At 72.1% G+C, this 22,410-nt stretch carries 17 protein-coding genes and 1 pseudogene; 17 read left to right on the top strand and 1 reads right to left on the bottom strand.

The annotated features are described in order from the left end of the window. Positions 1 to 10 precede the first annotated feature (10 nt). Entirely contained in the window at positions 11 to 2,143 is a 2,133-nt protein-coding gene (locus tag ACZ5WK_RS30205) for an ATP-dependent DNA helicase (protein ID WP_465552016.1), read from the top strand. A 212-nt stretch (positions 2,144 to 2,355) separates the two neighbouring features. On the opposite strand, the gene lexA is transcribed toward ACZ5WK_RS30205, so the two are convergent. Further along, positions 2,356 to 3,018: a transcriptional repressor LexA gene (lexA, locus tag ACZ5WK_RS30200; protein WP_224281048.1), complete on the bottom strand. Its 663-nt coding sequence runs from the start codon at positions 3,016 to 3,018 to the stop codon at positions 2,356 to 2,358. Between the two features lie 585 nt (positions 3,019 to 3,603). Here lexA and nrdR point away from each other — a divergent pair. The 16 genes and pseudogenes from nrdR to ACZ5WK_RS30120 all read left to right on the top strand — a co-directional run bounded on the left by nrdR (position 3,604) and on the right by ACZ5WK_RS30120 (position 22,122). Continuing rightward, on the top strand, positions 3,604 to 4,098 hold the full coding sequence (gene nrdR / locus ACZ5WK_RS30195; RefSeq protein WP_465552014.1) for a transcriptional regulator NrdR: 495 nt from the start codon (positions 3,604 to 3,606) through the stop codon (positions 4,096 to 4,098). Positions 4,099 to 4,309: 211 nt separating this feature from the next. Further along, complete coding sequence (locus ACZ5WK_RS30190) at positions 4,310 to 7,198, top strand: vitamin B12-dependent ribonucleotide reductase (protein WP_465552012.1); 2,889 nt, start codon at positions 4,310 to 4,312, stop codon at positions 7,196 to 7,198. A gap of 176 nt (positions 7,199 to 7,374) precedes the next feature. Then, positions 7,375 to 8,139, top strand: coding sequence for an SDR family oxidoreductase (locus ACZ5WK_RS30185; protein ID WP_465552010.1), 765 nt, complete (start codon positions 7,375 to 7,377; stop codon positions 8,137 to 8,139). 31 nt (positions 8,140 to 8,170) lie between these two features. Beyond that, entirely contained in the window at positions 8,171 to 8,407 is a 237-nt protein-coding gene (locus ACZ5WK_RS30180; protein WP_396323784.1) for an RNA polymerase subunit sigma-70, read from the top strand. Positions 8,408 to 8,410: 3 nt separating this feature from the next. Continuing rightward, a pseudogene (locus tag ACZ5WK_RS30175) lies at positions 8,411 to 8,701 on the top strand (Clp protease N-terminal domain-containing protein); the annotation flags it as partial. After that, entirely contained in the window at positions 8,678 to 8,977 is a 300-nt protein-coding gene (locus tag ACZ5WK_RS30170; protein WP_465552042.1) for a Clp protease N-terminal domain-containing protein, read from the top strand. The pseudogene ACZ5WK_RS30175 and the gene ACZ5WK_RS30170, both read left to right, overlap by 24 nt. 232 nt (positions 8,978 to 9,209) lie before the next feature. Continuing rightward, positions 9,210 to 10,886 carry a sensor histidine kinase gene (locus tag ACZ5WK_RS30165; protein WP_465552008.1) on the top strand — a complete coding sequence of 559 codons (1,677 nt, stop codon included), beginning with the start codon at positions 9,210 to 9,212 and terminating at the stop codon, positions 10,884 to 10,886. Then, positions 10,886 to 11,329, top strand: coding sequence for a roadblock/LC7 domain-containing protein (locus tag ACZ5WK_RS30160; protein ID WP_465552006.1), 444 nt, complete (start codon positions 10,886 to 10,888; stop codon positions 11,327 to 11,329). Before ACZ5WK_RS30165 ends, ACZ5WK_RS30160 begins: the two co-directional genes overlap by 1 nt. Then, positions 11,326 to 11,694 carry a DUF742 domain-containing protein gene (locus tag ACZ5WK_RS30155; RefSeq protein ID WP_465552004.1) on the top strand — a complete coding sequence of 123 codons (369 nt, stop codon included), beginning with the start codon at positions 11,326 to 11,328 and terminating at the stop codon, positions 11,692 to 11,694. Before ACZ5WK_RS30160 ends, ACZ5WK_RS30155 begins: the two co-directional genes overlap by 4 nt. Then, a complete protein-coding gene (locus tag ACZ5WK_RS30150) occupies positions 11,675 to 12,355 on the top strand; it encodes a GTP-binding protein (RefSeq protein WP_465552002.1) in 681 nt (226 codons plus the stop codon). Before ACZ5WK_RS30155 ends, ACZ5WK_RS30150 begins: the two co-directional genes overlap by 20 nt. Beyond that, the gene (locus ACZ5WK_RS30145; protein WP_396323778.1) at positions 12,352 to 13,596 is read left to right on the top strand and encodes a cytochrome P450; all 1,245 of its coding nucleotides are present in this window, start codon (positions 12,352 to 12,354) and stop codon (positions 13,594 to 13,596) included. Before ACZ5WK_RS30150 ends, ACZ5WK_RS30145 begins: the two co-directional genes overlap by 4 nt. A gap of 55 nt (positions 13,597 to 13,651) precedes the next feature. Next, positions 13,652 to 14,857 (top strand): cytochrome P450 family protein, encoded by a 1,206-nt coding sequence (locus ACZ5WK_RS30140; RefSeq protein WP_465552000.1) that lies wholly within the window; start codon positions 13,652 to 13,654, stop codon positions 14,855 to 14,857. 323 nt (positions 14,858 to 15,180) lie between these two features. After that, positions 15,181 to 16,581, top strand: coding sequence for an ABC transporter substrate-binding protein (locus ACZ5WK_RS30135; RefSeq protein ID WP_465551998.1), 1,401 nt, complete (start codon positions 15,181 to 15,183; stop codon positions 16,579 to 16,581). A 109-nt stretch (positions 16,582 to 16,690) separates the two neighbouring features. Next, the gene (locus tag ACZ5WK_RS30130; protein WP_465551996.1) at positions 16,691 to 17,713 is read left to right on the top strand and encodes a carbohydrate ABC transporter permease; all 1,023 of its coding nucleotides are present in this window, start codon (positions 16,691 to 16,693) and stop codon (positions 17,711 to 17,713) included. Further along, positions 17,710 to 18,711 (top strand): carbohydrate ABC transporter permease, encoded by a 1,002-nt coding sequence (locus ACZ5WK_RS30125; RefSeq protein ID WP_465551994.1) that lies wholly within the window; start codon positions 17,710 to 17,712, stop codon positions 18,709 to 18,711. Before ACZ5WK_RS30130 ends, ACZ5WK_RS30125 begins: the two co-directional genes overlap by 4 nt. A 228-nt stretch (positions 18,712 to 18,939) precedes the next feature. Continuing rightward, the gene (locus ACZ5WK_RS30120) at positions 18,940 to 22,122 is read left to right on the top strand and encodes an Ig-like domain-containing protein (RefSeq protein ID WP_465551992.1); all 3,183 of its coding nucleotides are present in this window, start codon (positions 18,940 to 18,942) and stop codon (positions 22,120 to 22,122) included. Positions 22,123 to 22,410: the final 288 nt, after the last annotated feature.

The raw sequence follows: 22,410 nt of genomic DNA, 5'->3' as shown, positions 1-22,410 counted from the left end.
TGGGAGGGTCATGACGAACGACTCCGAATCCCAGCTCCCCGCCGCCGCCGCCGAGGACGCCGCCGCCGATTCGGCCGCTGCCGCCGCCGCCGAGGCCGCCGTCCCGCGGGCCCAGCTCCCCGAGCTGCTGCACGCCGCCGTCGAGGCCGTCGGCGGCGTCGAGCGCCCCGGCCAGGTCCGCATGGCCGAGGCCGTCGCCGACGCCGTCGACCACGGCGAGCACCTGCTGGTGCAGGCCGGCACCGGCACCGGGAAGTCCCTGGCCTACCTGGTGCCGGCCCTCGCCCACGGGGACCGCGTGGTGGTCGCCACCGCCACCCTGGCGCTCCAACGCCAGCTGGTCGAGCGGGACTTGCCGCGCACGGTGGAGGCGCTGCACCCGGTGCTGCGCCGCCGCCCGCTGTTCGCGATGCTCAAGGGCCGCTCCAACTACCTCTGCCTGCACCGGGCCAACGAGGGCACCCCGAGCGAGGAGGGCGAGGGCCTGTTCGACCCCGTGGACGCGCTCGGCGGCCCGACCGGCAAGCTCGGGCAGGACGTGCTGCGGCTGCGCGACTGGGCCGACGAGACCGAGACCGGTGACCGGGACGACCTCAGCCCCGGCGTCTCCGACAAGGCCTGGGCCCAGCTCTCGGTCACCTCCAAGGAGTGCCTGGGCGCCACCCGGTGCGCCTACGGGCAGGAGTGCTTCGCCGAGAAGGCGCGCGAGCGGGCCAAGCTGGCGGACGTCGTGGTGACCAACCACGCGATGCTGGCGATCGACGCCATCGAGGGCGCGCCGGTGCTGCCCGAGCACGGGCTGCTGATCGTCGACGAGGCGCACGAGCTGGTCAACCGGGTCACCGGCGCGGCCACCGCCGAGCTGACCGTCGGCGCGGTCAACCGTGCGGTGAAGCGGGCCGCGCGGCTCGCCAACGAGAAGGCCGTGGACGCCCTCCAGGGCGCCGCGGAGAACTACCACGGCCTGATGGAGACGGCTCAGCCCGGCCGGGTCGAGGAACTGCCCGAGTACCTGGCGTACGCGGTCACCGCGATCCGGGACGCCAGCCGGCAGGTGATCACCTCGCTCGGCGAGACCAGGGACAAGTCGCTCAGCGACGAGGACGCGGTGCGCAAGCAGGCGATGGCCTCCGCCGAGGCGCTGCACGAGACGGCCGAGCGGCTGCTCGCCGACTCCGAGTACGACGTGGTCTGGATCGAGCGCAGCGACCGGTTCGGGATGGGCACCGCCTCGCTGCGGGTCGCCCCGCTGAGCGTCTCCGGGCTGCTGCGCGAGGGCCTGTACAAGGAGCGCTCGGTGGTGCTCACCTCGGCCACCCTCAAGCTCGGCGGGGACTTCAACGGCGTCGCGGCTTCGGTCGGCCTGCCCTCGGAGGCCCGGCTGCCGGACGTGCGCGGGCCGGGGGACGCCCCGGAGCCCGGTTTCGGCGAGGACGTGGTGCCGCACTGGCGGGGCATCGACGTCGGCTCGCCGTTCAAGTACCCCAAGCAGGGCATCCTCTACGTCGCCAAGCACCTGGCCGATCCGGGCCGCGACCCGGAGCGCCCCGACATGCTGGACGAGCTGGCCGAGCTGATCGGCGCGGCCGGCGGGCGGACGCTGGGCCTGTTCTCCTCGATGCGCGGCGCCCAGACGGCCGCCGAGGCGATGCGCGGGCGGCTCGACAACCGGATCCTGCTCCAGGGTGAGGACACCCTGGGCGAGCTGATCCGGGAGTTCGCCTCGGACGCCACCACCTGCCTGTTCGGCACACTCTCGCTCTGGCAGGGCGTGGACGTGCCCGGTTCGGCGTGCCAGCTGGTGGTGATGGACCGCATCCCGTTCCCGCGTCCGGACGACCCGCTGATGAGCGCCCGGCAGAAGGACGTCGAACAGCGCGGCGGGAACGGCTTCATGGCCGTCGCGGCCACCCACGCGGCGCTGCTGATGGCGCAGGGCGCGGGCCGGCTGGTGCGCGCCGCGGACGACCGGGGCGTGGTGGCGGTGCTGGACCCGCGGGTGGAGACCAAGCGGTACGGCGGGTACTTCCGGTCCTCGATGCCGGAGTTCTGGTACACCACCGACCGCAACCAGGTGCGGCGCTCGCTGGCGGCGATCGACGACTCGGCGGCGCCGGTCCGGCCGGTGGTCAGGAAGGGCTGAGCGGGCGTTCTGGGCGGGTCTTCTCCGCGGGCGTTCCGAGAGGGCGTTCCCCGCGGGAGTCCTGAGCCGGCCCCGGGGAGTAGCTGCCCCGTGGGCCCGGGAACGCCCCGTCGGAACGCGCTCGGGAACGCCTTCCGCGTGGCCCGGGAACGCCGGAGGGGCTCCCCGCACTCTGCGGTGGAGCCCCTTCCCGGTGCGTGCTGTGGCGGCGCTCAGAGACGGCGCAGGACCGCGACGACCTTGCCCAGGATGGTCGCGTTGTCGCCGTTGATCGGCTCGTACGCCGGGTTGTGCGGCATCAGCCAGATCCGGCCGTCCTCGCGCTTGAGGCGCTTGACGGTGGCCTCGCCGTCGATCATCGCGGCCACGATGTCGCCGTTCTCGGCGACCGGCTGGCGGCGGACGGTCACCCAGTCGCCGTCGCAGATGGCCGCCTCGATCATCGAGTCGCCGCGCACGGTGAGCGCGAACAGCTCGCCCTCGCCGACCAGTTGGCGCGGCAGCGGGAAGACGTCCTCGACCGTCTGCTCGGCCAGGATCGGACCGCCGGCGGCGATCCGGCCGACCAGCGGCACGTACGAGGTGGACGGGCGCCCGGCCGTCTCGGCGGTGTTGGGGCGGGCCACCTCGACACCGCGGACCTCGTAGGCGCGCGGGCGGTGCGGATCGCGGCGGAGGAACCCCTTGCGCTCCAGGGCCATCAGCTGATGGGCGACGGAGGAGGTGCTGGACAGGCCGACGGCCTGGCCGATCTCGCGCATGGACGGCGGGTAGCCGCGGCGCTGGACGGAGTCCCGGATGACCTCGATCACCCGGCGCTGGCGCTCCGTCAGCCCGGCCTCGTCGGTGCGGATGCCCGGGGGGCGCCCCGGCATCGAGCGCGCGGGGGCGGGGTGCGAGTCGTCCAGCACGGGGGAATGCTCGATCGGCTGGTCGGGAACGCGGCTCGTGCTGGAAATGGCCGCGCCGGAGAGTCGGTGTTCTTCGCTACGGTCCATGCTGACGTCCACACTCTGCTGATTCGTGGTGCGCTGCCCCACCTTGAGCTGGGAGTGTTCCTGCACCGGGATGGTGTTGCTTTCGATCGTGTTCACGGCGGCCCCTCTCGACGGCTGTCCTCTCCCTTTTCCAGCCCAACGGCACCTCCTATCGAAAGGTTGCGCCAAACACACGTTCGAGTGAATTATTCGGGAGTTGGCTGACTCGATCAAGGCTTTGTTGTACATCGATTAAATGTTCGACTCGAAGTCGGCCCCGGCAGTCTAATCCGCACCGGCGGGACCGTCGCGTCCGGACCGACACGCCCGCCGCACTGCCTCCCTCGAAGACCTACATGTAGTGGCTACAGTCCTCATCGTGCCCAGTACTAGTGGTCACGGTGCATGATCAGCTTGCCGAGGCCGGGTCGTCATCGCGTAGACTCGACCAGTCCGCACGTCCTGCCCGGGAGGGATCCTCAGGTGCACTGCCCCTTCTGCCGGCACTCCGACAGCCGCGTCGTCGACAGCCGGACCACCGAAGACGGCAGCTCGATCCGCCGCCGCCGGCAGTGCCCGGATTGCGGCCGCCGCTTCACCACGGTGGAGACGGCCGCACTCATGGTCATCAAGCGCAGCGGTGTCACCGAGCCGTTCTCCCGGGAGAAGGTCATCTCCGGAGTCCGCAAGGCCTGCCAGGGCCGCCCGGTCACCGAGGACGCCCTCGCCCAGCTCGGCCAGAAGGTCGAGGAATGCGTGCGGGCCACCGGCAAGTCCGAGCTCACCACCCACGATGTGGGCCTGGCCATACTCGGACCGCTCAAGCAGCTCGACGTCGTCGCCTACCTGCGCTTCGCCAGCGTGTACCAGGCGTACGACGGACTGGAAGACTTCGAGGCCGCCATCGCGGAGATCCGCGCCGAACGGCCCCCCGAGGCGGACGACACCTGCGTGCCCGTCCCCGCCGCCGCGCCCTAGGAGGCCCGGCTCAGCACACCGGCCCCCTCCGGGGCCGATCGCCACACCGGCCCCCTCCGGGGCCGACGCGTGCCCGGAAACGGTGCACAGAACACCACAAACCGTGCGGAAACAGGCGGGTCGTCGCCTGTCCGCACACCGGAAGAGCGAACCAGCGGTGCCCGGACTTTTCGGGGCACTTTGGGCGTTTGCCCAGGAGGAGGAGCGAGAAGTGACAGACACCACGAGCGGTTCCGCACGCGGGTCGAAGTCCGACAAGGCCACGACGAAGGGTGCCGGCAAGGCCCCCAAGGGCGGCCTGCGGATCGAGCGCATCTACACCACCCCTGGCGTCCACCCCTATGACGAGGTCCGCTGGGAGCGCCGCGACGTCGTCATGACCAACTGGCGCGACGGCTCGATCAACTTCGAGCAGCGCGGCGTCGAGTTCCCCGACTTCTGGTCGGTCAACGCCGTCAACATCGTCACGTCCAAGTACTTCCGCGGCGCCGTCGGCACCCCGCAGCGCGAGTGGAGCCTCAAGCAGATCATCGACCGCGTGGTGCTCACCTACCGCGCCGCCGGTGAGAAGAACGGCTACTTCGCCACCCCCGGTGACGCCGAGGTCTTCGAGCACGAGCTGACCCACGCCCTCCTCCACCAGGTGTTCAGCTTCAACTCGCCGGTCTGGTTCAACGTCGGCACCAAGCAGCCCCAGCAGGTCAGCGCCTGCTTCATCCTGGCCGTCGACGACTCCATGGAGTCGATCCTCGACTGGTACAAGGAAGAGGGCATGATCTTCAAGGGCGGCTCCGGCGCCGGCCTCAACCTCTCCCGGATCCGCTCCTCCAAGGAGCTGCTCTCCTCCGGCGGCAACGCCTCCGGCCCGGTCTCCTTCATGCGCGGCGCCGACGCCTCCGCCGGCACCATCAAGTCCGGCGGCGCCACCCGCCGCGCGGCCAAGATGGTCGTACTCGACGTCGACCACCCCGACGTCGAGGCCTTCATCGAGACCAAGGTGAAGGAGGAGGAGAAGATCCGCGCCCTGCGCGACGCGGGCTTCGACATGGACCTCGGCGGGGACGACATCGCCTCCGTCCAGTACCAGAACGCCAACAACTCGGTCCGGGTCAACGACGAATTCATGACCGCCGTCGAGAACGGCACCGAATTCGGCCTGCGCGCCCGCATGACCGGCGAGGTCATCGAGACCGTCGACGCGAAGAAGCTCTTCCGCAAGATGGCCGAGGCCGCCTGGGCCTGCGCCGACCCCGGCATCCAGTACGACTCCACCATCAACCACTGGCACACCTGCCCGGAGTCCGGACGCATCAACGCCTCCAACCCCTGCTCCGAGTACATGCACCTGGACAACTCCAGCTGCAACCTCGCCTCGCTCAACCTGATGAAGTTCCTGCGCGACGACGACTCGTTCGACGCCACGACCTTCGCCAAGGTCGTCGAGCTCGTCATCACCGCGATGGACATCTCCATCTGCTTCGCCGACTTCCCCACCGAGAAGATCGGCGAGACCACCCGCGCCTACCGCCAGCTCGGCATCGGCTACGCCAACCTCGGCGCCCTGCTGATGGCCACCGGCCACGCCTACGACAGCGAGGGCGGTCGCGCCCTGGCCGGCGCCATCACCTCCCTGATGACCGGCACCGCCTACCGCCGCGGCGCCGAACTCGCAGGCGTGGTGGGCCCGTACGACGGCTACGCCCGCAACGCCGCCCCGCACCAGCGGGTCATGAAGCAGCACGCGGACGCCTCGGTCGCCGCCGTCTCGGTCGACGACCTGGACGCCCCGGTCTGGGCCGCCGCCACCGAGACCTGGCAGGACGTGCTGCGCATCGGCGCGCAGAACGGCTTCCGCAACGCCCAGGCGTCGGTGCTCGCCCCGACCGGCACCATCGGCCTGATGATGGACTGCGACACCACCGGCGTCGAGCCCGACCTCGCCCTGGTCAAGTTCAAGAAGCTCGTCGGCGGCGGCTCGATGCAGATCGTCAACGGCACCGTCCCGCGCGCCCTCAAGCGCCTCGGCTACCAGGGCGAGCAGATCGAGGCGGTCGTCGCCCACATCGCCGAGCACGGCAACGTGGTGGACGCGCCCGGCCTGAAGACCGAGCACTACGAGGTCTTCGACTGCGCGATGGGCGAGCGCTCCATCTCGCCGATGGGTCACGTGCGGATGATGTCGGCGATCCAGCCCTGGATCTCCGGCGCCATCTCCAAGACGGTGAACATGCCGGCCTCCGCGACCGTCGAGGACGTCGAGGAGATCTACTTCGAGGCGTGGAAGATGGGCGTAAAGGCGCTCGCCATCTACCGCGAAAACTCGAAGGTCGGCCAGCCGCTCTCGGCCAAGAAGAAGGACAGCGACGAGGTCAAGGCCTCCGAGAGCGCGTCCGTCGTCGAGAAGGTCGTCGAGTACCGCCCCGTCCGCAAGCGCCTCCCCAAGGGCCGCCCGGGCATCACCACCTCCTTCACGGTCGGTGGCGCCGAGGGCTACATGACCGCCAACTCCTACCCGGACGACGGCCTCGGCGAGGTCTTCCTGAAGATGTCCAAGCAGGGCTCGACCCTCGCCGGCATGATGGACGCCTTCTCCATCGCCGTCTCGGTCGGCCTCCAGTACGGCGTGCCGCTGGAGACGTACGTCTCGAAGTTCACCAACATGCGCTTCGAGCCGGCCGGCCTGACCGACGACCCGGACGTGCGGATGGCCCAGTCGATCGTCGACTACATCTTCCGTCGCCTGGCGCTGGACTTCCTGCCCTTCGAGACCCGCTCCGCGCTCGGCATCCACTCCGTCGAGGAGCGCCAGCGCCACCTGGAGACCGGCTCCTACGAGCCGCTGGAGGCCGAGGAGCTGGACACCGAGACGCTCGCCCAGTCCGCCCCGGTCACCCCGGCGGCCCCGGTGGCCAAGCCCGCCCCGGCGGTCGAGGCCCCCAAGGCCACCCCGGTCCAGGCCCACAACTCGACGGAGCTGATGGAGATCCAGCTCGGCCTCAACGCCGACGCGCCGCTCTGCTTCTCCTGCGGCACCAAGATGCGCCGCGCCGGCAGCTGCTACCTCTGCGAGGGCTGCGGCTCCACCAGCGGCTGCAGCTGACCGCTGACTCCCGAGCGGTGATCCACCGCTGAGGCGGGGCGAGGACTTCGTGTCCTCGCCCCGCCTCTTCGTCGTTCTCCGGGCGTTTTCGTGCCCGGGTACCTGCCGATGTCACAAATCGGAGGGCTGCTCGGTCTCGTACGGCAGATGACCGTGACGAGAGGACGGGGACGGCGATGGCCGGGACGGTGCTGGTGACCGGGGCGACGGGGACGCTGGGGCGGGAGGTGGTGCGGCTGCTGGTCGAACGGGGCTTCTCCGTGCGGGGGCTGAGCCGGCGGGAGCGCAGCGGTGGTGGGGTCGCGTGGGTGGTGGGGGACCTGCTGACCGGGGCCGGGGTGGCCGAGGCGGTGGCGGGGGTCGAGGTGGTGGTCGACTGCGCCACCACCATCGGCAGCAAGGACCTGGTGGCGGTCGGGACGCTGCTGGACGCGGCGAAGGCGGCCGGGGCGCGGCACGTCGTCTACGTGTCGATCGTGGGCGTGGACCGGGTGCCGCTCCCGTACTGCCGGACGAAGTACGCGGCCGAGCAGCTGGTGCGGGAGTCGGGGGTGGGGTGGACGGTGCTGCGGGCGACGCAGTTCCACGACCTGCTGGTCAAGGTGTTCCGGTTGTCGGCGAAGCTGCCGGTCTTCCCGGTGGTGAGCGGGGTGCGGATCCAGCCTGTGGACGTGCGGGAGGTGGCCGCGCGGGTGGCCGGGCTGGCGGGGGAGGAGCCGGCGGGGTACGCGCCGGACCTGGGCGGGCCACGGGTGCGGACGTACCGGGAGCTGGCGCAGGTGTATCTGGCGGCGACGGGCAAGCGCCGGCTGCTGCTGCCGCTGCGACTGCCGGGTCCGGTGGTCCGGGCGCTGCGGGCGGGCGGGAACCTCACGCCTGAGCATGCGGAGGGGCGGCGGGCCTTCGAGGAGGCGCTGCGCCAAAGTGTCAACCAGGGTTGACGCGGCGCGAGTGTCAACCTAAGTTGACAGTATGAGCGAGAGCAGAGAACTCGCGGCGGCGGCGAGCAGCCGTGATCCGGCGGTGGGGCTCCGGGCGGTGCGGGCGTTGCGTGACCTGGCGGACCGGCTGGAGGGGTTGCAGGTCGGGAACGCCCGGCAGCAGGGCTGGTCCTGGCAGGACATCGCGGTCTGTCTCGGGGTGAGCCGGCAGGCGGTGCACAAGAAGTACGCCCGGCGTGGGCCCGGTGGAGAAAAGGACGGAGGCTGAGCGATGTTCGAGCGTTTCACCGACCGTGCGCGGCAGGTGGTGCTGCGGGCGCAGCAGGAGGCGGCCGGGCTGCGGCACGGGTACGTCGGGACGGAGCACCTGCTGCTGTCGCTGCTGGCGGAGCCGGACGACCCGGCGGTCGTGGTGCTGGTGGGTTCGGGCCTGGACCACGAGACGGCCAGGCAGGCGGTGTTGCGGCTGCTGGGGACGGGGGAGGACGCCCAGGCGCTGGCGGCGATCGGGGTGGACCTGGAGGCCGTCCGGGAGGCGGTGGAGTCGGTGTTCGGGGAGGGGGCACTGGACGATCCGGGGGAGGGGACGGAGGTGCGGCGGCGCGGCTGGTTCCGGTCCGGGCCGAAGGCGCGGCGGAGTCCGTTCACGGCGCGGGCTAGGAAGGTGCTGGAGCTGTCCCTGCGCGAGTCGATCCGGCTGAAGTCCGGTGAGATCGCGGTCGGGCACCTGCTGCTGGGGGTGCTCCGGGAGGGCGAGGGTCTCGGGGTCAGGGTGATCGCCGACCACGGGCTGGATGTGAACGCCGTCCGGCGGGCGGTGGAGGCGACGCTCGGCTGACGGAGTTGCGGCGGGCTCGCCGCGGATCGGTGCACGAAGCGTGAACGAACGAGACTGTCCGTCAACTTGCCAGTTGAGGACAACAGCTGAATGGATATGATCGGCCGACTGCGTGAACCGATCAACCGCCCGGAGACGTTTCATCACGTCGGCCGGGCGGTCGCGCATTCGCCTAGCCCCGCTGTCGGCGTCAGCCCGTCGACGCCCGCCGCCGCTGCCGAGGACCGCACCGATGAGAGAACGCACCAGCCCCGACGGCGGCCCGCGCCGACGACCCGCCGCTCGCACCGTGGCCCTGACGGCGGCGGCGGTCCTTCTCGCGCTGGTCGTCACCCCGATCGCGATCGGCCGGGCGTCGGCGGCCCACCAGCCGCTGACCGCCGTGGCCGTCGGCGCGGTCGCCGTGCTCTGGCTGATCGTCGTCGGGGTGGCGGCGTCCGCCACCGAACGCGGCCACCGGCTCGGCGCCGCGCTCGCCGGGAAGGACGGCGAGGCCATGACGGCACTGGTCGTGGCCGGTGCGGCCAAGCAGGCGGAGACGGCGGCCCGGCAGCGGGCCGCCGCCGCTCAGGCCGAGTGCGACGCCGCCCGCGCCGAGCTGGCGCAGGCCCGGGCTGACGTCGCCGCCGCGCAGACCGAACTGGCCCGGGCGCGGGCCGAGGCCGAGGCGGAGCGGGCCGACCGCGACCGGCTGGACCGGCTGGCCGACGAGGTGCTGCCCGAGGTGGTGAAGAGGCTCCGCGACGGCGCCTCCGTCGACAGCGCGCTGGCCACGCACCGCAAGCACCCCCAGTACGCGCTGCTGCGGGCCGTCGCCGAGGAGGTCGGCCGGGGCGAGCGGCTGCGGGCCGCCGCCCTCGCGGTCTGCGCGACCGCTGCCGGGCGGGTCCAGGCGCTGGCCACGAGCATGCACGCCGAGCTGCGGGAGATGCAGCACCGGCACGACGAGGAGGTCCTCGGCGACCTGCTGCGGCTGGACCACTCCACCGCGCAGGCGGGCCGGATGGCCGACGGCATCGCCGTACTCACCGGCGCCCGTTCGGGCCGGCGCTGGGCCAAGCCGATCGCCGTGGAGTCGGTGCTGCGCGGCGCGCTCGGCCGGATCGGCGCGTACCAGCGGGTCCGGCTGCACAACGCCAGTACCGCCGCCGTGGCCGGGTTCGCCGCCGAGGGCGTGATGCACGCGCTCGCCGAACTGCTCGACAACGCCACCAACTTCTCCGCCCCGCCGGCCGAGGTGCACGTCTACGTCGAGGAGGTGCCGGCCGGGCTGGCGGTCACCGTCGAGGACAGCGGCCTCGGGCTGGGCGACAGTTGGCTGCGCCGGGCCGAACGGGCCGTCTCCGCCGAGCCGCTGGACCTCACCACGCTGTCGGCGGGCACCCGGCTCGGCCTTGCGGTGGTCGGCACGCTGGCCCGCAAGCACGGGCTGCAGATCTCGTTCCGGCCGTCGGCGCGCGGCGGCACCGGGGTGGTGATGCTGATCCCGCAGCAGCTGGTGACGCACCCCGCGCCGGAGCCCGCCCCGGCGCCCGTACCGGATCGCCCGGCCGCGCAGGCTCCCGCGCGCCCCGCACTCACCCCGGCCCTCCCGCCCGCCATCGCACCTGCGCGCCCCCTGCCCGCCGTGCCGGCTGCTCCGGCGGCCCCCGCCGTCCCCGCCCCGGCCGCCCGGGCCGACGCGCCCGCGCCGGTCACCGACAGCGGCCTGCCGCAGCGCCGCCGCGGGCAGACGCTCGCCACGGCCGCCCCGGCGGCCCCCGCCGCCAGGCCCGCCCGCGGCGACGCGGCGAGCGCCGCCGCCCGGTTCGGCGCCTTCCGCCGCGCCTCGCAGCAGGCCAGGAGCGGTGGCGAACCGACCACGGACACCACGCCCGACGCTTCCCCCGTCACCGAGAAGGACTCCTGATGAGCAGCGCCACCGATCGTGATCTCGACTGGCTGTTGGAAAACCTGCTGACGGCCACCCCCGGCACCCGGCACGCCCTGGTGCTCTCCGCCGACGGCCTGAAGCTCTGCCACACCGCCGGTCTCGACGCCGACCAGGCGGACCAGCTGGCGGCGATCGCCTCCGGTATGCAGAGCCTGGCGCACGGCGCCTCGATCGAGTTCGGCGACGGCAGCGGCGGCGTCCGGCAGTCGATGACCGAGTTCCACGGCGGCATCCTGTGCATCGTGGCGGCCGGCGAGGGTGCCCACCTTGCGGTGGTGACCGACGACGACGCGGACGTGGGCGTGGTCGGCCACAACATGCACGGCCTGATCGAGCAGATCGGCGTCCACCTCAGTGCCCCGGCCCGCGAGGACCTGGCGGGCGCGGCGGACCCGGCCCGAGAGAGCGCCCGGGCATGACCGGCCGGCCGGTTCTGCCGGGCCGTGACGACGACCCGGACCGCCTCTACACCATCACCCGGGGCCGCAGCCGGTCCCCGGAGAACGCCTTCGACCTGGTCACCCTGATCGTCGCCGAGCGGGAGCCGGCGCCGGGTATGCAGTCGGAGCACGTCCGCATTCTGCGGATGTGCGAGGCCCCTACCGCCGTCGTGGAGGTGTCCGCCGAGCTGGCGCTGCCGGTCTCGGTGGTGAAGATCCTCCTCGGCGACCTGCTGGAGACCGGGGCGATCACCGCCCGCCACCCCCGGTTCGCCCCCAACAAGGCCCGGCTGCCCGATCTCGACACGCTGAAGCAGGTGCTGCATGGACTCCAACGGCTCTGAGGCACCGGCGGCCCGGCGCACCCCGCTGCGCGGCACCGCCGACAACGCGCTGAAGATCGTCGTGGTCGGCGGCTTCGGCGTGGGCAAGACCACGCTCGTCGGCGCGGTCAGCGAGATCCGTCCGCTGAACACCGAGGAGACCATGACCAAGGCGGGCGAGGGGATCGACGACCCCTCGGGCGCCTGGGGCAAGCGCTCCACCACGGTCGCGTTCGACTTCGGCCGGATCACGCTCTCCGCCAGCCAGGTGCTGTACCTGTTCGGCGCGCCCGGGCAGGAACGTTTCTGGTTCCTCTGGGACCGGCTGTTCAGCGGCGCCCTCGGCGCGGTCGTCCTGGTGGACACCCGGCGGCTGGAGGAGTCCTGGTACGCCATCGACCGGCTGGAACACCACGGCACGCCGTTCATCGTGGCCCGGAACAACTTCGGTGAGCCGACCCACACGCTGGAGCAGGTCCGCGAGGCGCTCGACCTGCCCGCGGACGTCCCCCTGGTGGACTGCGACGCGCGCGACCGGGAGTCGAGCAAGCAGGTGCTGATCGAGCTGGTCCGGCACCTGGCCGTCCGGGTCGAAGCGGCCGCCCGCGTCGGGGCCGACGCCGCCCTGCTCGCAGCAGAAGGCATCACCGACCCGTCCCTGTACGAGGAGAGCACGCCGTGACCGAGCCCGCCGCCACCCCGCCGCCGGGCTGCCCGGCGCACGCCGGCGCCACCCCGCTGTACGGGCCGCGCTTCCAGACCGACCCGGGGCAGCTCTACCGCGAGCTGCGGGCCGCCCACGGTCCCGTCGCCCCGGTGGAGCTGGCCGGAGGCGTCCCGGCCTGGCTGGTGATCGGCTACCGCGAGCTCCAGCTGGTGACCGGTCAGCCGCAGCTGTTCGGCCGCGACTCCAGCCGCTGGAACGCCTGGGAGACCATCCCCGAGAACTGGCCGCTCAAGCCGATGATGGCCCCGGTGCCGTCGATCCTGTACGCCGAGGGCGAGGAGCACGTCCGCCGTTCCCGGGCGGTCACCGACGCACTGGCCGCCGTCGACCCGTACGAGCTGCGCAAGCACGCGGAGGAGGTCGCCGACCGGCTGATCGACGAGTTCGCCGGGCGCGGCGAGGCCGACCTGGTCGCCGAGTACGCCCACCGGATGCCGCTGCTGGTGCTCTGCCGGCTGTTCGGGCTGAACGAGGAGCAGGCGCCGGTCCTGATCGACGGCCTGCTGACGATGCTGGACGGCGGCCCGGACGCGCCCGCCGGCGCGCAGCGGCTGCTCGGCGTGATGCTGCAGCTGGTCGAGGAGAAGGCCGAGCACCCCGGTAACGACATCGCCACCGCGATGCTCCAGCACGACGCGGGCCTGTCGCACGACGAGATCATGCGTGACCTGCGGGTGATCCTGATCGCCGGGCACCAGCCCAGTTCGTACTGGATCTCCAACGCGCTGCGGCTGATGCTCACCGACGAGCGGTTCGCCGCCTCGCTCTCCGGCGGCCGGCGCAGCATCAGCCAGGCGCTGAACGAGGCGCTCTGGGAGGACACCCCGACGCAGATCTTCGCCGGCCGCTGGGCGACCCGGGACACCCAGCTCGCCGGGCAGCGGATCGCCGCCGGGGACATGGTGCTGCTCGGCTTCGCGGGCGCGAACGCGGACCCGTCGGTGCGTCAGCCCGACGGCAGCCCGGCCGAGGGCAACCGGGCGCACATGAGCTACTCGTACGGCGAGCACGGCTGCCCGTTCCCGGCGCAGGAGGCGGCCGAGGTGATCGCCACCACTGCGATCGAGGTGCTGCTGGACCGGCTGCCGGACCTGCGGCTGGCGGTGGCCGAGCACGCGCTGGTCTGGCGCCCGTCGGCCTGGGTGCGCGGGCTGGTGGCGCTGCCGGTGTCGTTCACCGCGGGCTACCACGCCTGAGCCGGCCGGCTGTCCGGCTGTTGCAAGAACCAGGACCTCAAGGAGAGTTGTGCCGATGACCGCCCCGATAGCCCTCGATCCGCTGGCGCGCGACAACGCCGCCGAGGGTGCGCTGCTGCGCGCCGCCGGCCCGGCGGTGGCGGTGGAGCTGCCCGGCGGGGTCGCCGCCTGGGCGGTGACGCAGCACGCGGCCGCGCGGGACCTGCTGACCGACGCCCGGCTGGTGAAGGACGCCTCGCACTGGGCTGCCTACCAGCGCGGCGACGTGCCGAAGACGTGGCCGCTGATCGGCCTGGCGGTGCCCGGCCCGAGCATGGTGACCACCGACGGCGCCGAGCACCGGCGGCTGCGCGCGCTGGTGGCCCAGGCGTTCACGCCGCGCCGGGTGGAGCTGATGCGCCCGCGGGTGGAGGAGATCACCCTCGGGCTGCTGGACGCGCTGGCGGCGGGGGAGCGGGAGGTGGACCTCAAGACCGCGTTCGCCTTCCCGCTGCCGATGACGGTGATCTGCTCGCTGCTCGGCGTGCCGGAGTCCGACCACGGCCACCTGCGCGACCTGTACGAGCGGTTCTTCGGCATCCGGCCCAACCCCGAGGGCATCCAGGCGACCATCGCCGGGCTGAACGCCTTCGTCAACGACCTGGTGGCGCAGCGTCGTTCGGCGCCCGGCGACGACCTGGCCAGCGTGCTGCTGGCGGCGGACACCGAGGGCGGCGCGCTGAGCGACGCGGAGGCGGCGGCCACCCTGCGGGTGATCATCGCGGCGGGCCACGAGACCACCGTGAACCTGATCGGCAACGCCGTCCGGGCCTTGCTGGCCCACCCGGACCAGCTGGAGCTGGTGCGCTCGGGCAAGGTCGGGTGGGACGCGGTGGTCGAGGAGTCGCTCCGCTGGACGCCGCCGACCAGCAACTTCCTCTTCCGGTTCACCACCGGGGACGTCGAGGTGGGTGAGGTGGTGATCCCCGCGGGCGAGCCGGTGCTGATCTCGTACAACGCGATCGGCCGCGACCCGGCGCAGCACGGCATGACCGCCGAGCTGTTCGACATCACCCGTGACCCGATCCGCCACCTCTCGTTCGGCCACGGCCCGCATGTCTGCCCCGGGTCGCCGCTGGCCCGGCTGGAGGCGGGGGTCGCGCTGCCGGCACTGTTCGAGCGGTTCCCGGAGCTGGCGCTGGCGGTGGGGGACGAGGAGCTGCGGCCGAGCCCGTCGCTGGTGGTCAACTCGCTGCGGGAGCTGCCCGTCCGGCTCCGCTGACGGCAGGTCGTCGCACGGCCCCGTCCGGCCCGTCAGGCCCGGGCGGGGCCGTGTGGCGTTCGGGGGTGCCGTGCGACGGTAGGGCGGGGCCGTGTGGCGTTCGGGCGGGGCACGGCCCCGGGTCTCGGGTGCGGGCGGGGCACGTGCCCGGGTCACAACTTGGGCGATGCGTGGATGAAGGTCGAACGCGGACCTTGGCGAGGGGTGGCCGCTGCGTTAACGTCGTCAAACCGGCCGCCGCCGCGTCCATGTCGATCTCCGGTACAGCGCAATGTCGTTCTGTCGTACTGCCGGCGCTCTGCGCCCTGGCGAGGAGGACCGCATTGACCCCCACCCCGACCGTGCCGTCCACGTGTACGCCCTCCACCCGTTCCCGCCGTCTGGTCGCCGTACCCGCCCTGCTGGCGGCACTGGCGCTGACCGCGGCCTGCTCCAACAGTTCGAGCAGCTCGGGGGGCGGTTCGGGCGGCGGGGGGCAGACCCTGGCCGGTGACTGCGCCAAGTACCAGCCGTACGCGGGGCATTCGGGCACCACGGTGACGGTCTTCGCGTCGATCCTCAGCCCGGAGTCGGACAACCTGGAGAAGTCCTGGTCCGAGTTCAGCTCCTGTACCGGCATCAAGATCAGCTACGAGGGCTCGAACGACTTCGAGTCCCAGCTGCCGGTCCGGGTGACCGGCGGCAACGCCCCCGACTTCGCGATCATCCCGCAGCCCGGGCTGCTGGCGCAGATGGTGAAGAGCGGCAAGGTGGTGAAGCCGCCCGCGCAGACCGTCGCCAACCAGGAGAAGTGGAGCCCGGTCTGGAAGACCTACGGCTCGGTGAACGGCACCTTCTACGCGGCGCCGATGAGCGCCAACATGAAGTCCCTGGTCTGGTACTCGCCGAAGACCTTCAAGCAGGCCGGCTACGAGGTCCCCAAGACCTGGGCCGACCTGATGGCGCTCAGCGACCGGATCGCCAAGGCCGGCGGCGGCAAGCCGTGGTGCGGCGGCATCGCCTCCGGGACGGCCACCGGCTGGCCGGCCACCGACTGGCTGGAGGAAGTGGTGCTGGGCTCGTACGGCGGTGACGTGTACGACCAGTGGGTGAGCCACAAGGTGAAGTTCTCCGACGAGAAGATCACCACGGCGATGAAGACCGTCGCGGACTGGATGCAGAACCCGGCCTGGGTCAACGGGGGCTACGGCGACGTGAAGTCGATCGCCACCACGACCTTCCAGGACGCGGGCGCGCCGATCCTCACCGGCAAGTGCCTCCTGCTCCAGCAGGCGTCCTTCTACAAGGCGCAGTGGCCCAAGGGCACCAACGTGGGCCCGGACGGCGACATCTTCGCCTTCCACCTGCCGGCGGTGAACCCGCAGGTCGCCAACCCGGTCGAGGGCGGCGGCGAGTTCCTGACCGCGTTCGCGAGCCGGCCCGAGGTGCAGGCGGTGCAGAACTACCTGTCCAGCTCGGACTGGGCGAGCAGCCGCGTGAAGACCGCGACGGGCTGGGTCTCCGCCAACCAGGGCGTGGACAAGAGCCTCTACACCGACCCGATCGACCGGCTCTCCGCCGACGCGCTGACCGACCCGGCGGCCACCTTCCGCTTCGACGGTTCGGACCTCATGCCGGCCGCGGTCGGCGCCGGGCAGGAGTGGAAGTCGCTGACCGCCTGGTTCGCCGAGGGCCAGTCCGTCCAGAAGACCGCCGCCGACATCGACGCGGCCTGGCCGCAGTAGCGGCGCGCCGGGCGCCACGTGAGGACCATCTGTCGAGGGCGGTGCGGGGCCACCCACCCGCACCGCCCGCCCCTCCTCTCTGCCTGCGGCAGGGAAAGGACGCGCAGCCATGTCCCTGACCGCCACCGCGCTCGCGGACGGCACGCCGGCCGCCGGTGCCTGGGGTGACGCGGCCGTCAAGTTCGGCAACAGCTTCGGCGCGATCGCGGGCTTCCTCGGAATCCTGCTGCTGGTCTTCCTGGCCGCCGGCCGGGCGTCCGGCCGGATCGCCCGCCCGCTGGCCGTCGCGGTCTTCCTCGGCCCGGCGGTGGTGCTGCTGCTGGTCGGCCTGGTCGCCCCGCTGGTCCGCACCGTCTACCTGAGCCTGTACAACGACGACAGCAGCCGGTTCGTCGGCGGCGAGAACTTCGGCTGGGCGTTCACCACCGACTCGGTGCAGAAGATCCTGGTCACCACCCTGCTCTGGCTGGTGGTCGCGCCCCTGGCCGCGACCGGCCTGGGCCTGGTGCTGGCGCTGCTGGTGGACCGGATGCGCGGCCAGGCGGTCTACAAGTCGCTGATCTTCATGCCGATGGCGATCTCGCTGGTCGGCGCCTCGATCATCTTCAAGTTCGTCTACGAGTCCCGGGACGCCTCTCAGCACCAGATCGGCCTGCTCAGCCAGCTCGCCATCGCGCTGGGCTGGGAGCACCCGCCGAACTGGATGCTCTCCCAGCCGCTGAACACCTTCCTGCTGATGGCGGTCATGGTCTGGGTGCAGACCGGCTTCGCGATGGTGGTGCTCTCGGCCGCGATCAAGGCGATCCCGGACGAGGTCACCGAGGCCGCCCGGCTGGACGGCGCCGGCGGGGTGCGGCTGTTCTGGTACGTCACGGTGCCGATGATCCGCACCACGGTGGTGGTGGTGCTCACCACCGTCATGATCACGACGCTGAAGGCCTTCGACATCGTCCGCACCATGACGGGCGGCAACTTCGGCACCCAGGTGCTGGCCAACGAGATGTACTCGCAGTCCTTCGTGCAGTTCAACACCGGGCGGGGCAGTGCGCTCGCGGTGATCCTCTTCCTCGCGGTGCTGCCACTGGTGGCCTACAACATCGTCCAGCTGCGGAAGGAGCGTGGGGTCCGATGAGCGTGCTCGATCCGGTGCGCGGGCGCCGTCCGTCGGGTGGGAGCCGTTGGCCGGGCGGGCGCCGTCGGTCGGGTGGGCGCCGGCCGGCGGGCGACCGTCGCGGCCCGGTTCGGCAGGCCTTCAGCAGCCCGCTCGCCTCGGTCTTCGTGATCGCGGTGACCGTGCTCTGGACCATCCCCACCCTCGGCCTGCTGGTCACCTCGCTGCGCCCCAAGCAGGACGTCACCGCCGACGGCTGGTGGAACGCCCTCCTCCACCCCGACCTCGGCCTCTCCAACTACCACACGGTGCTGTTCGAGGGCGGCTCCGGCGTCTCCACCGGCCTGATGCCGTTCCTGGTGAACTCGCTGGCGATCAGCGTCCCGGCGACGCTCTTCCCGTTGGTGCTGGCGGCGATGGCCGCGTACGGGCTGGCCTGGGTGCGGTTCCGGGGCAGTGACACGGTGTTCTTCGTGGTCTTCGCGCTCCAGGTGGTGCCGATCCAGATGGCGCTGATCCCGCTGCTGCGGCTGTTCTCCGGCGGCGCGCACCTGGGCTCGCTGACGCTGATCCCGGCGGTGGACCTGAAGGGCACGTATGCGCCGGTCTGGCTGGCGCACACCATGTTCGCGCTGCCGCTGGCGATCTTCCTGCTGCACAACTTCATCGCCCAGCTGCCGCGCGACCTGATGGAGGCGGCGGTGGTGGACGGCGCCTCGCACTTCAAGATCTTCCGGTCGATCGTGCTGCCGCTGTGCACACCGGCGCTGGCCTCGTTCGCCATCTTCCAGTTCCTCTGGGTCTGGAACGACCTGCTGGTGGCGCTGACCTTCGCCGGCGGCACCCCGGAGGTGGCTCCGATGACGGTCCGGCTGGCGCAGCTCTCCGGCTCCTTCGGCGGGCGCTGGGAGCTGCTCACCGCCGGGGCGTTCCTGTCGATCGTGATCCCGCTGGTGGTCTTCTTCGGCCTCCAGCGGTACTTCGTCCGCGGCCTGCTGGCCGGATCCGTCAAGGGGTGACGCTCGAAAGGGCGACGGTTCAAGCGGTGGCGGTCGAAGCAGGACTGTCACGGGGGGCGGCGGTCAAGCGGTGGCGGTCAAGGGGTGCCAAAGCGGTGACGGTCGAAGCGGCGACGGTCAAGGGGTGACGCGTCCCGGCGGGGGATTGTGGCGGTTCCGTGGACACGCTCGCCGCGCAACCGGTACACCGTTAGGGGCAGTTGGCCGAAGCGGGCATAGGGGGCGGTCATGGCAGGTACAGGCCTACGCACAGGCACTCGTCCGGGCCTCCGGGCAAGTGCGGGCCCGGGCACCCGGTGGCGGAGGAGGATCGCGGCCCTGCTGGCGGCCCTGAGCACGGCCGCGGCGCTGGCGGCCGGCCCGGGAGCCGCCCCCGCGGCGGCCGCCACGGCTACCCTGGGCTCCACGGCGGTCGGTCCGTCCACCGACTCGGACGACTCCGACTACCTCAACGCGTCCCGGTACGTCACCGGCGCGGCGGGCGGCACGGTCAGCAGCATCAGCGTCTACGTGGGCGCGGTGGACGCCGCACCCGACAACCAGTTCCAGGCGGCGGTCTACCGCGACAACGCGGGCAGCCCGGGCGCCCTGCTGGCGAGCAGCGGCTCCGCGACCCTCACCGCCAACAGCTGGAACACCGTGCCGCTGACGGCGGGCCTCTCCGCCAACACGCCCTACTGGCTGGCCTACAACAGCAACGGCTCGGGCGCGGCCGTCAACAACCTGCACTACAGCGCCGGCGGCACCAGTGTGTACGGCAACGGCGGCCGGGCGTTCGGCAGTTGGCCGGCCGACTTCGGCGCGTCCACGGCCAGTGGCCTGAGCTTCTCGATCTACGCGACGTACACCCCGGAGGAGACCCCGCCGCCCCCGCCGCCCGGCGCCGGACCGGGCGGCGAGGGGCCGATCCTGCTGGTCACCAGCCAGGCCAACCCGTACAGCCGCTACCTCGCCGAGATCCTCAAGGCCGAGGGTCTCAACTCCTACCGCACGGTGGACATCTCGGCCGTGACCAGCTCGCTGCTCGCCTCCTACGACGTGGTGCTGCTCGGCGAGACGCCACTCACCGCGGCCCAGGCCGCGACACTCACCAGCTGGACCAGCGGCGGCGGCCGGCTGGTCGCGATGCGCCCGGACAAGCAGCTCGCGCCGCTGTTCGGCCTCACCCCGGCGGCCGGGACCCGCGCCGACGCCTACCTCAAGGTGGACACCGGCGCCGCGCCCGGCACCGGGATCACCGGCGACACCATGGGCTACCACGGGCCCGCCGACCTCTACACGCTCAGCGGCGCCACCGCCGTCGCCACCCTGTACAGCGACGCCGCCACCGCCACCGCCAACCCGGCCGTCACCCTCCGCACGGCCGGCAGCGGACGGGCCGCCGCGTTCAGCTACGACCTGGCCAGGTCGGTGGTGCAGACCCGCCAGGGCAACATCGCCTGGGCCGGCCAGCAGCGCGACAGCACCGACGGCTACGAGGCCAGCGAGATGTTCTTCGGTACGGGCGGCCAGCCGGACTGGAACAACCTCGACAAGGCGCTGATCCCGATCGCGGACGAACAGCAGCGGCTGCTGGCCAACCTGATCACCCTGGTCGACGCCGCCAACAAGCCGCTCCCGCGCTTCTGGTACTTCCCGCGGGACGTCAAGGCCGTGGTGGTGATGACCGGCGACGACCACGGTGTCGGCGGTACGGCCGGCCGCTGGGACGGCTACATCGCCCAGAGCCCGCCCGGCTGCTCCGTCGCCGACTGGGAGTGCGTGCGCGGCTCCTCGTACATCTACACCGACGACCCGCTGACCCCGGCGCAGGCGCAGGCCTACACCGACCAGGGCTTCGAGGTGGGCGTCCACGTCACGACCAACTGCCGCCCCTGGGGCACCACCGCGGCCCTCCAGGGCTTCTACCGCGACCAGCTGGCCCAGTGGCGGGCCAAGTACCCCTCGCTGCCGGGCCCGTCGAGCAGCCGCACGCACTGCGTGGAGTGGGACGACTGGGCCACCCAGGCGAAGACCAAGCTGGCCAACGGGATCCGGCTGGACACCGACTACTACTTCTACCCGTCCAACTTCACCAAGGACCGGCCCGGTTACTTCAACGGCACCGCCCAGATCATGCGCTTCGCCGACACCGACGGCAGCGTGATCGACGAGTACCAGGCCACCACCCAGCTCACCGACGAGTCCGGCCAGTCCTACCCGGGCACCATCACCACGCTGCTCGACGCCGCCTACGGCGCCAAGGGCTACTACGCGGCGCTCACCGCCAACATCCACACCGACTTCGCCGCCTCCTCCGCCTCGGACGCGGTCATCGCCGCCGCCAAGGCGCGCGGCGTCCCGGTGGTCTCCGGCCGGCAGATGCTCGCCTGGCTGGACGCGCGCAACGGCTCGGCCTTCTCCAAGCTGGCCTGGAGCGGGAGTTCGCTGACCTTCGACATCACCGGCGGGGCCAACGGCCTGCGCGCGATGCTGCCGGTCTCCGCCGCCTCCGGCACGCTGACCGGCATCTCCTCCGGCGGCCGCGCGGTCCCGTACCGGATCGAGACGATCAAGGGCGTGTCGTACGCGTTCTTCGACGGTGCGGTGGGCTCCTACGCCGCCTCGTACGGCCGGGACACCACCCCGCCCACCGTCACCGGGACCAGCCCGGCAGCCGGCGCCACCGGGGTCGCCCCGGGCACGGCGGTGCGCTTCTCGTTCAGCGAGCCGCTGGACCAGGCGAGCGTCACCGCCTCCGCCGTCACCCTGCGCACCGCCGGCGGCAGCGCCGTCGCGGGCACGGTGGCCTACGACGGCGCCACCAACGGCGTCGTCTTCACGCCGGGCGCCCCACTCGCGCTCACCACCGGGTACACCGCGACCGTCCAGGGCGTCCGCGACACCTCCGGCAACGCGCTGGCGAACCCGGCCACGCTCTCGTTCACCACCGGGGGAGGGCCGCCGAAGACGCTCGGCAACACCGTGGTCGGCTCACTGATCGACGACACCGACTCCAACCACCTCAACGGAAGCCGGGTCACCACGGGCGCCGCCGCCGTGCCGCTGACCTCGCTGAGCGTGCACGTCGGCCCGGTCAGCGCGGCGCCCGACAACCAGTACCAGCTGGCGGTCTACACCGACGCGGGCGGCTCGCCCGGCTCCCTGGTGGCGGCCACCGGCAGCGGCACGCTGACCCCCAACGCCTGGAACTCGTTGCCGGTCAGCGCCACGCTGAGCGCCAACACGGCGTACTGGTTCGTCTACAACAGCAACGGCACCGGCGCCACGGTCAACAACATGAACTACTCCACCGGCCCGGCCGGCTCGGGCGCCTACAGCAACGCGGCGGTGCCCTTCGGTACCTGGCCGGCGGCCTTCGGGCCGGCGGTGAAGGACTCGCTGGCGTACTCGCTGTACGGCTCCTACTGAGCCCCGGGTCTTCTCCGGCAAGCCGCTGACCTGCCCTCACTTTCGCGTCCAGGGCAGAGGGGCGCTTCTGTCACAGCCCTGTGACGGAGGCGCCCCGGTGTTTTTGAACCTGTTCAGAATGGTCTACAGTCGGCTCCAGTCGCGGCGCCTGTGCGCCTGCCGGCGGACTGCCCCCAGGGTGGCTTCCGCATGCCCACCGACCTCTGAGGGGGTACTCATGTCCGGTCTCTCCACGCCCGCCCCGGCCGACGGACCGTCCGAATCCGGCTCGTCCGGCGCCGGCTCGTC

The sequence above is a fragment of the Kitasatospora sp. NPDC032757 genome, from assembly GCF_055579305.1.
This window is presented reverse-complemented; position numbering and strand designations above follow the sequence as displayed.

What these genes read in the sequence shown, in the direction of transcription:
- ACZ5WK_RS30140 (WP_465552000.1), top strand. Translation starts at nt 13,652, where the DNA reads ATGACCGCCCCGATAGCCCTCGATCCGCTGGCGCGCGACAACGCCGCC.
- ACZ5WK_RS30150 (WP_465552002.1), top strand. Translation starts at nt 11,675, where the DNA reads ATGGACTCCAACGGCTCTGAGGCACCGGCGGCCCGGCGCACCCCGCTG.
- ACZ5WK_RS30185 (WP_465552010.1), top strand. Translation starts at nt 7,375, where the DNA reads ATGGCCGGGACGGTGCTGGTGACCGGGGCGACGGGGACGCTGGGGCGG.
- ACZ5WK_RS30125 (WP_465551994.1), top strand. Translation starts at nt 17,710, where the DNA reads ATGAGCGTGCTCGATCCGGTGCGCGGGCGCCGTCCGTCGGGTGGGAGC.
- ACZ5WK_RS30130 (WP_465551996.1), top strand. Translation starts at nt 16,691, where the DNA reads ATGTCCCTGACCGCCACCGCGCTCGCGGACGGCACGCCGGCCGCCGGT.
- ACZ5WK_RS30155 (WP_465552004.1), top strand. Translation starts at nt 11,326, where the DNA reads ATGACCGGCCGGCCGGTTCTGCCGGGCCGTGACGACGACCCGGACCGC.
- lexA (WP_224281048.1), bottom strand. Translation starts at nt 3,018, where the DNA reads ATGCCGGGGCGCCCCCCGGGCATCCGCACCGACGAGGCCGGGCTGACG.
- ACZ5WK_RS30205 (WP_465552016.1), top strand. Translation starts at nt 11, where the DNA reads ATGACGAACGACTCCGAATCCCAGCTCCCCGCCGCCGCCGCCGAGGAC.
- ACZ5WK_RS30180 (WP_396323784.1), top strand. Translation starts at nt 8,171, where the DNA reads ATGAGCGAGAGCAGAGAACTCGCGGCGGCGGCGAGCAGCCGTGATCCG.
- ACZ5WK_RS30165 (WP_465552008.1), top strand. Translation starts at nt 9,210, where the DNA reads ATGAGAGAACGCACCAGCCCCGACGGCGGCCCGCGCCGACGACCCGCC.
- ACZ5WK_RS30160 (WP_465552006.1), top strand. Translation starts at nt 10,886, where the DNA reads ATGAGCAGCGCCACCGATCGTGATCTCGACTGGCTGTTGGAAAACCTG.
- ACZ5WK_RS30120 (WP_465551992.1), top strand. Translation starts at nt 18,940, where the DNA reads ATGGCAGGTACAGGCCTACGCACAGGCACTCGTCCGGGCCTCCGGGCA.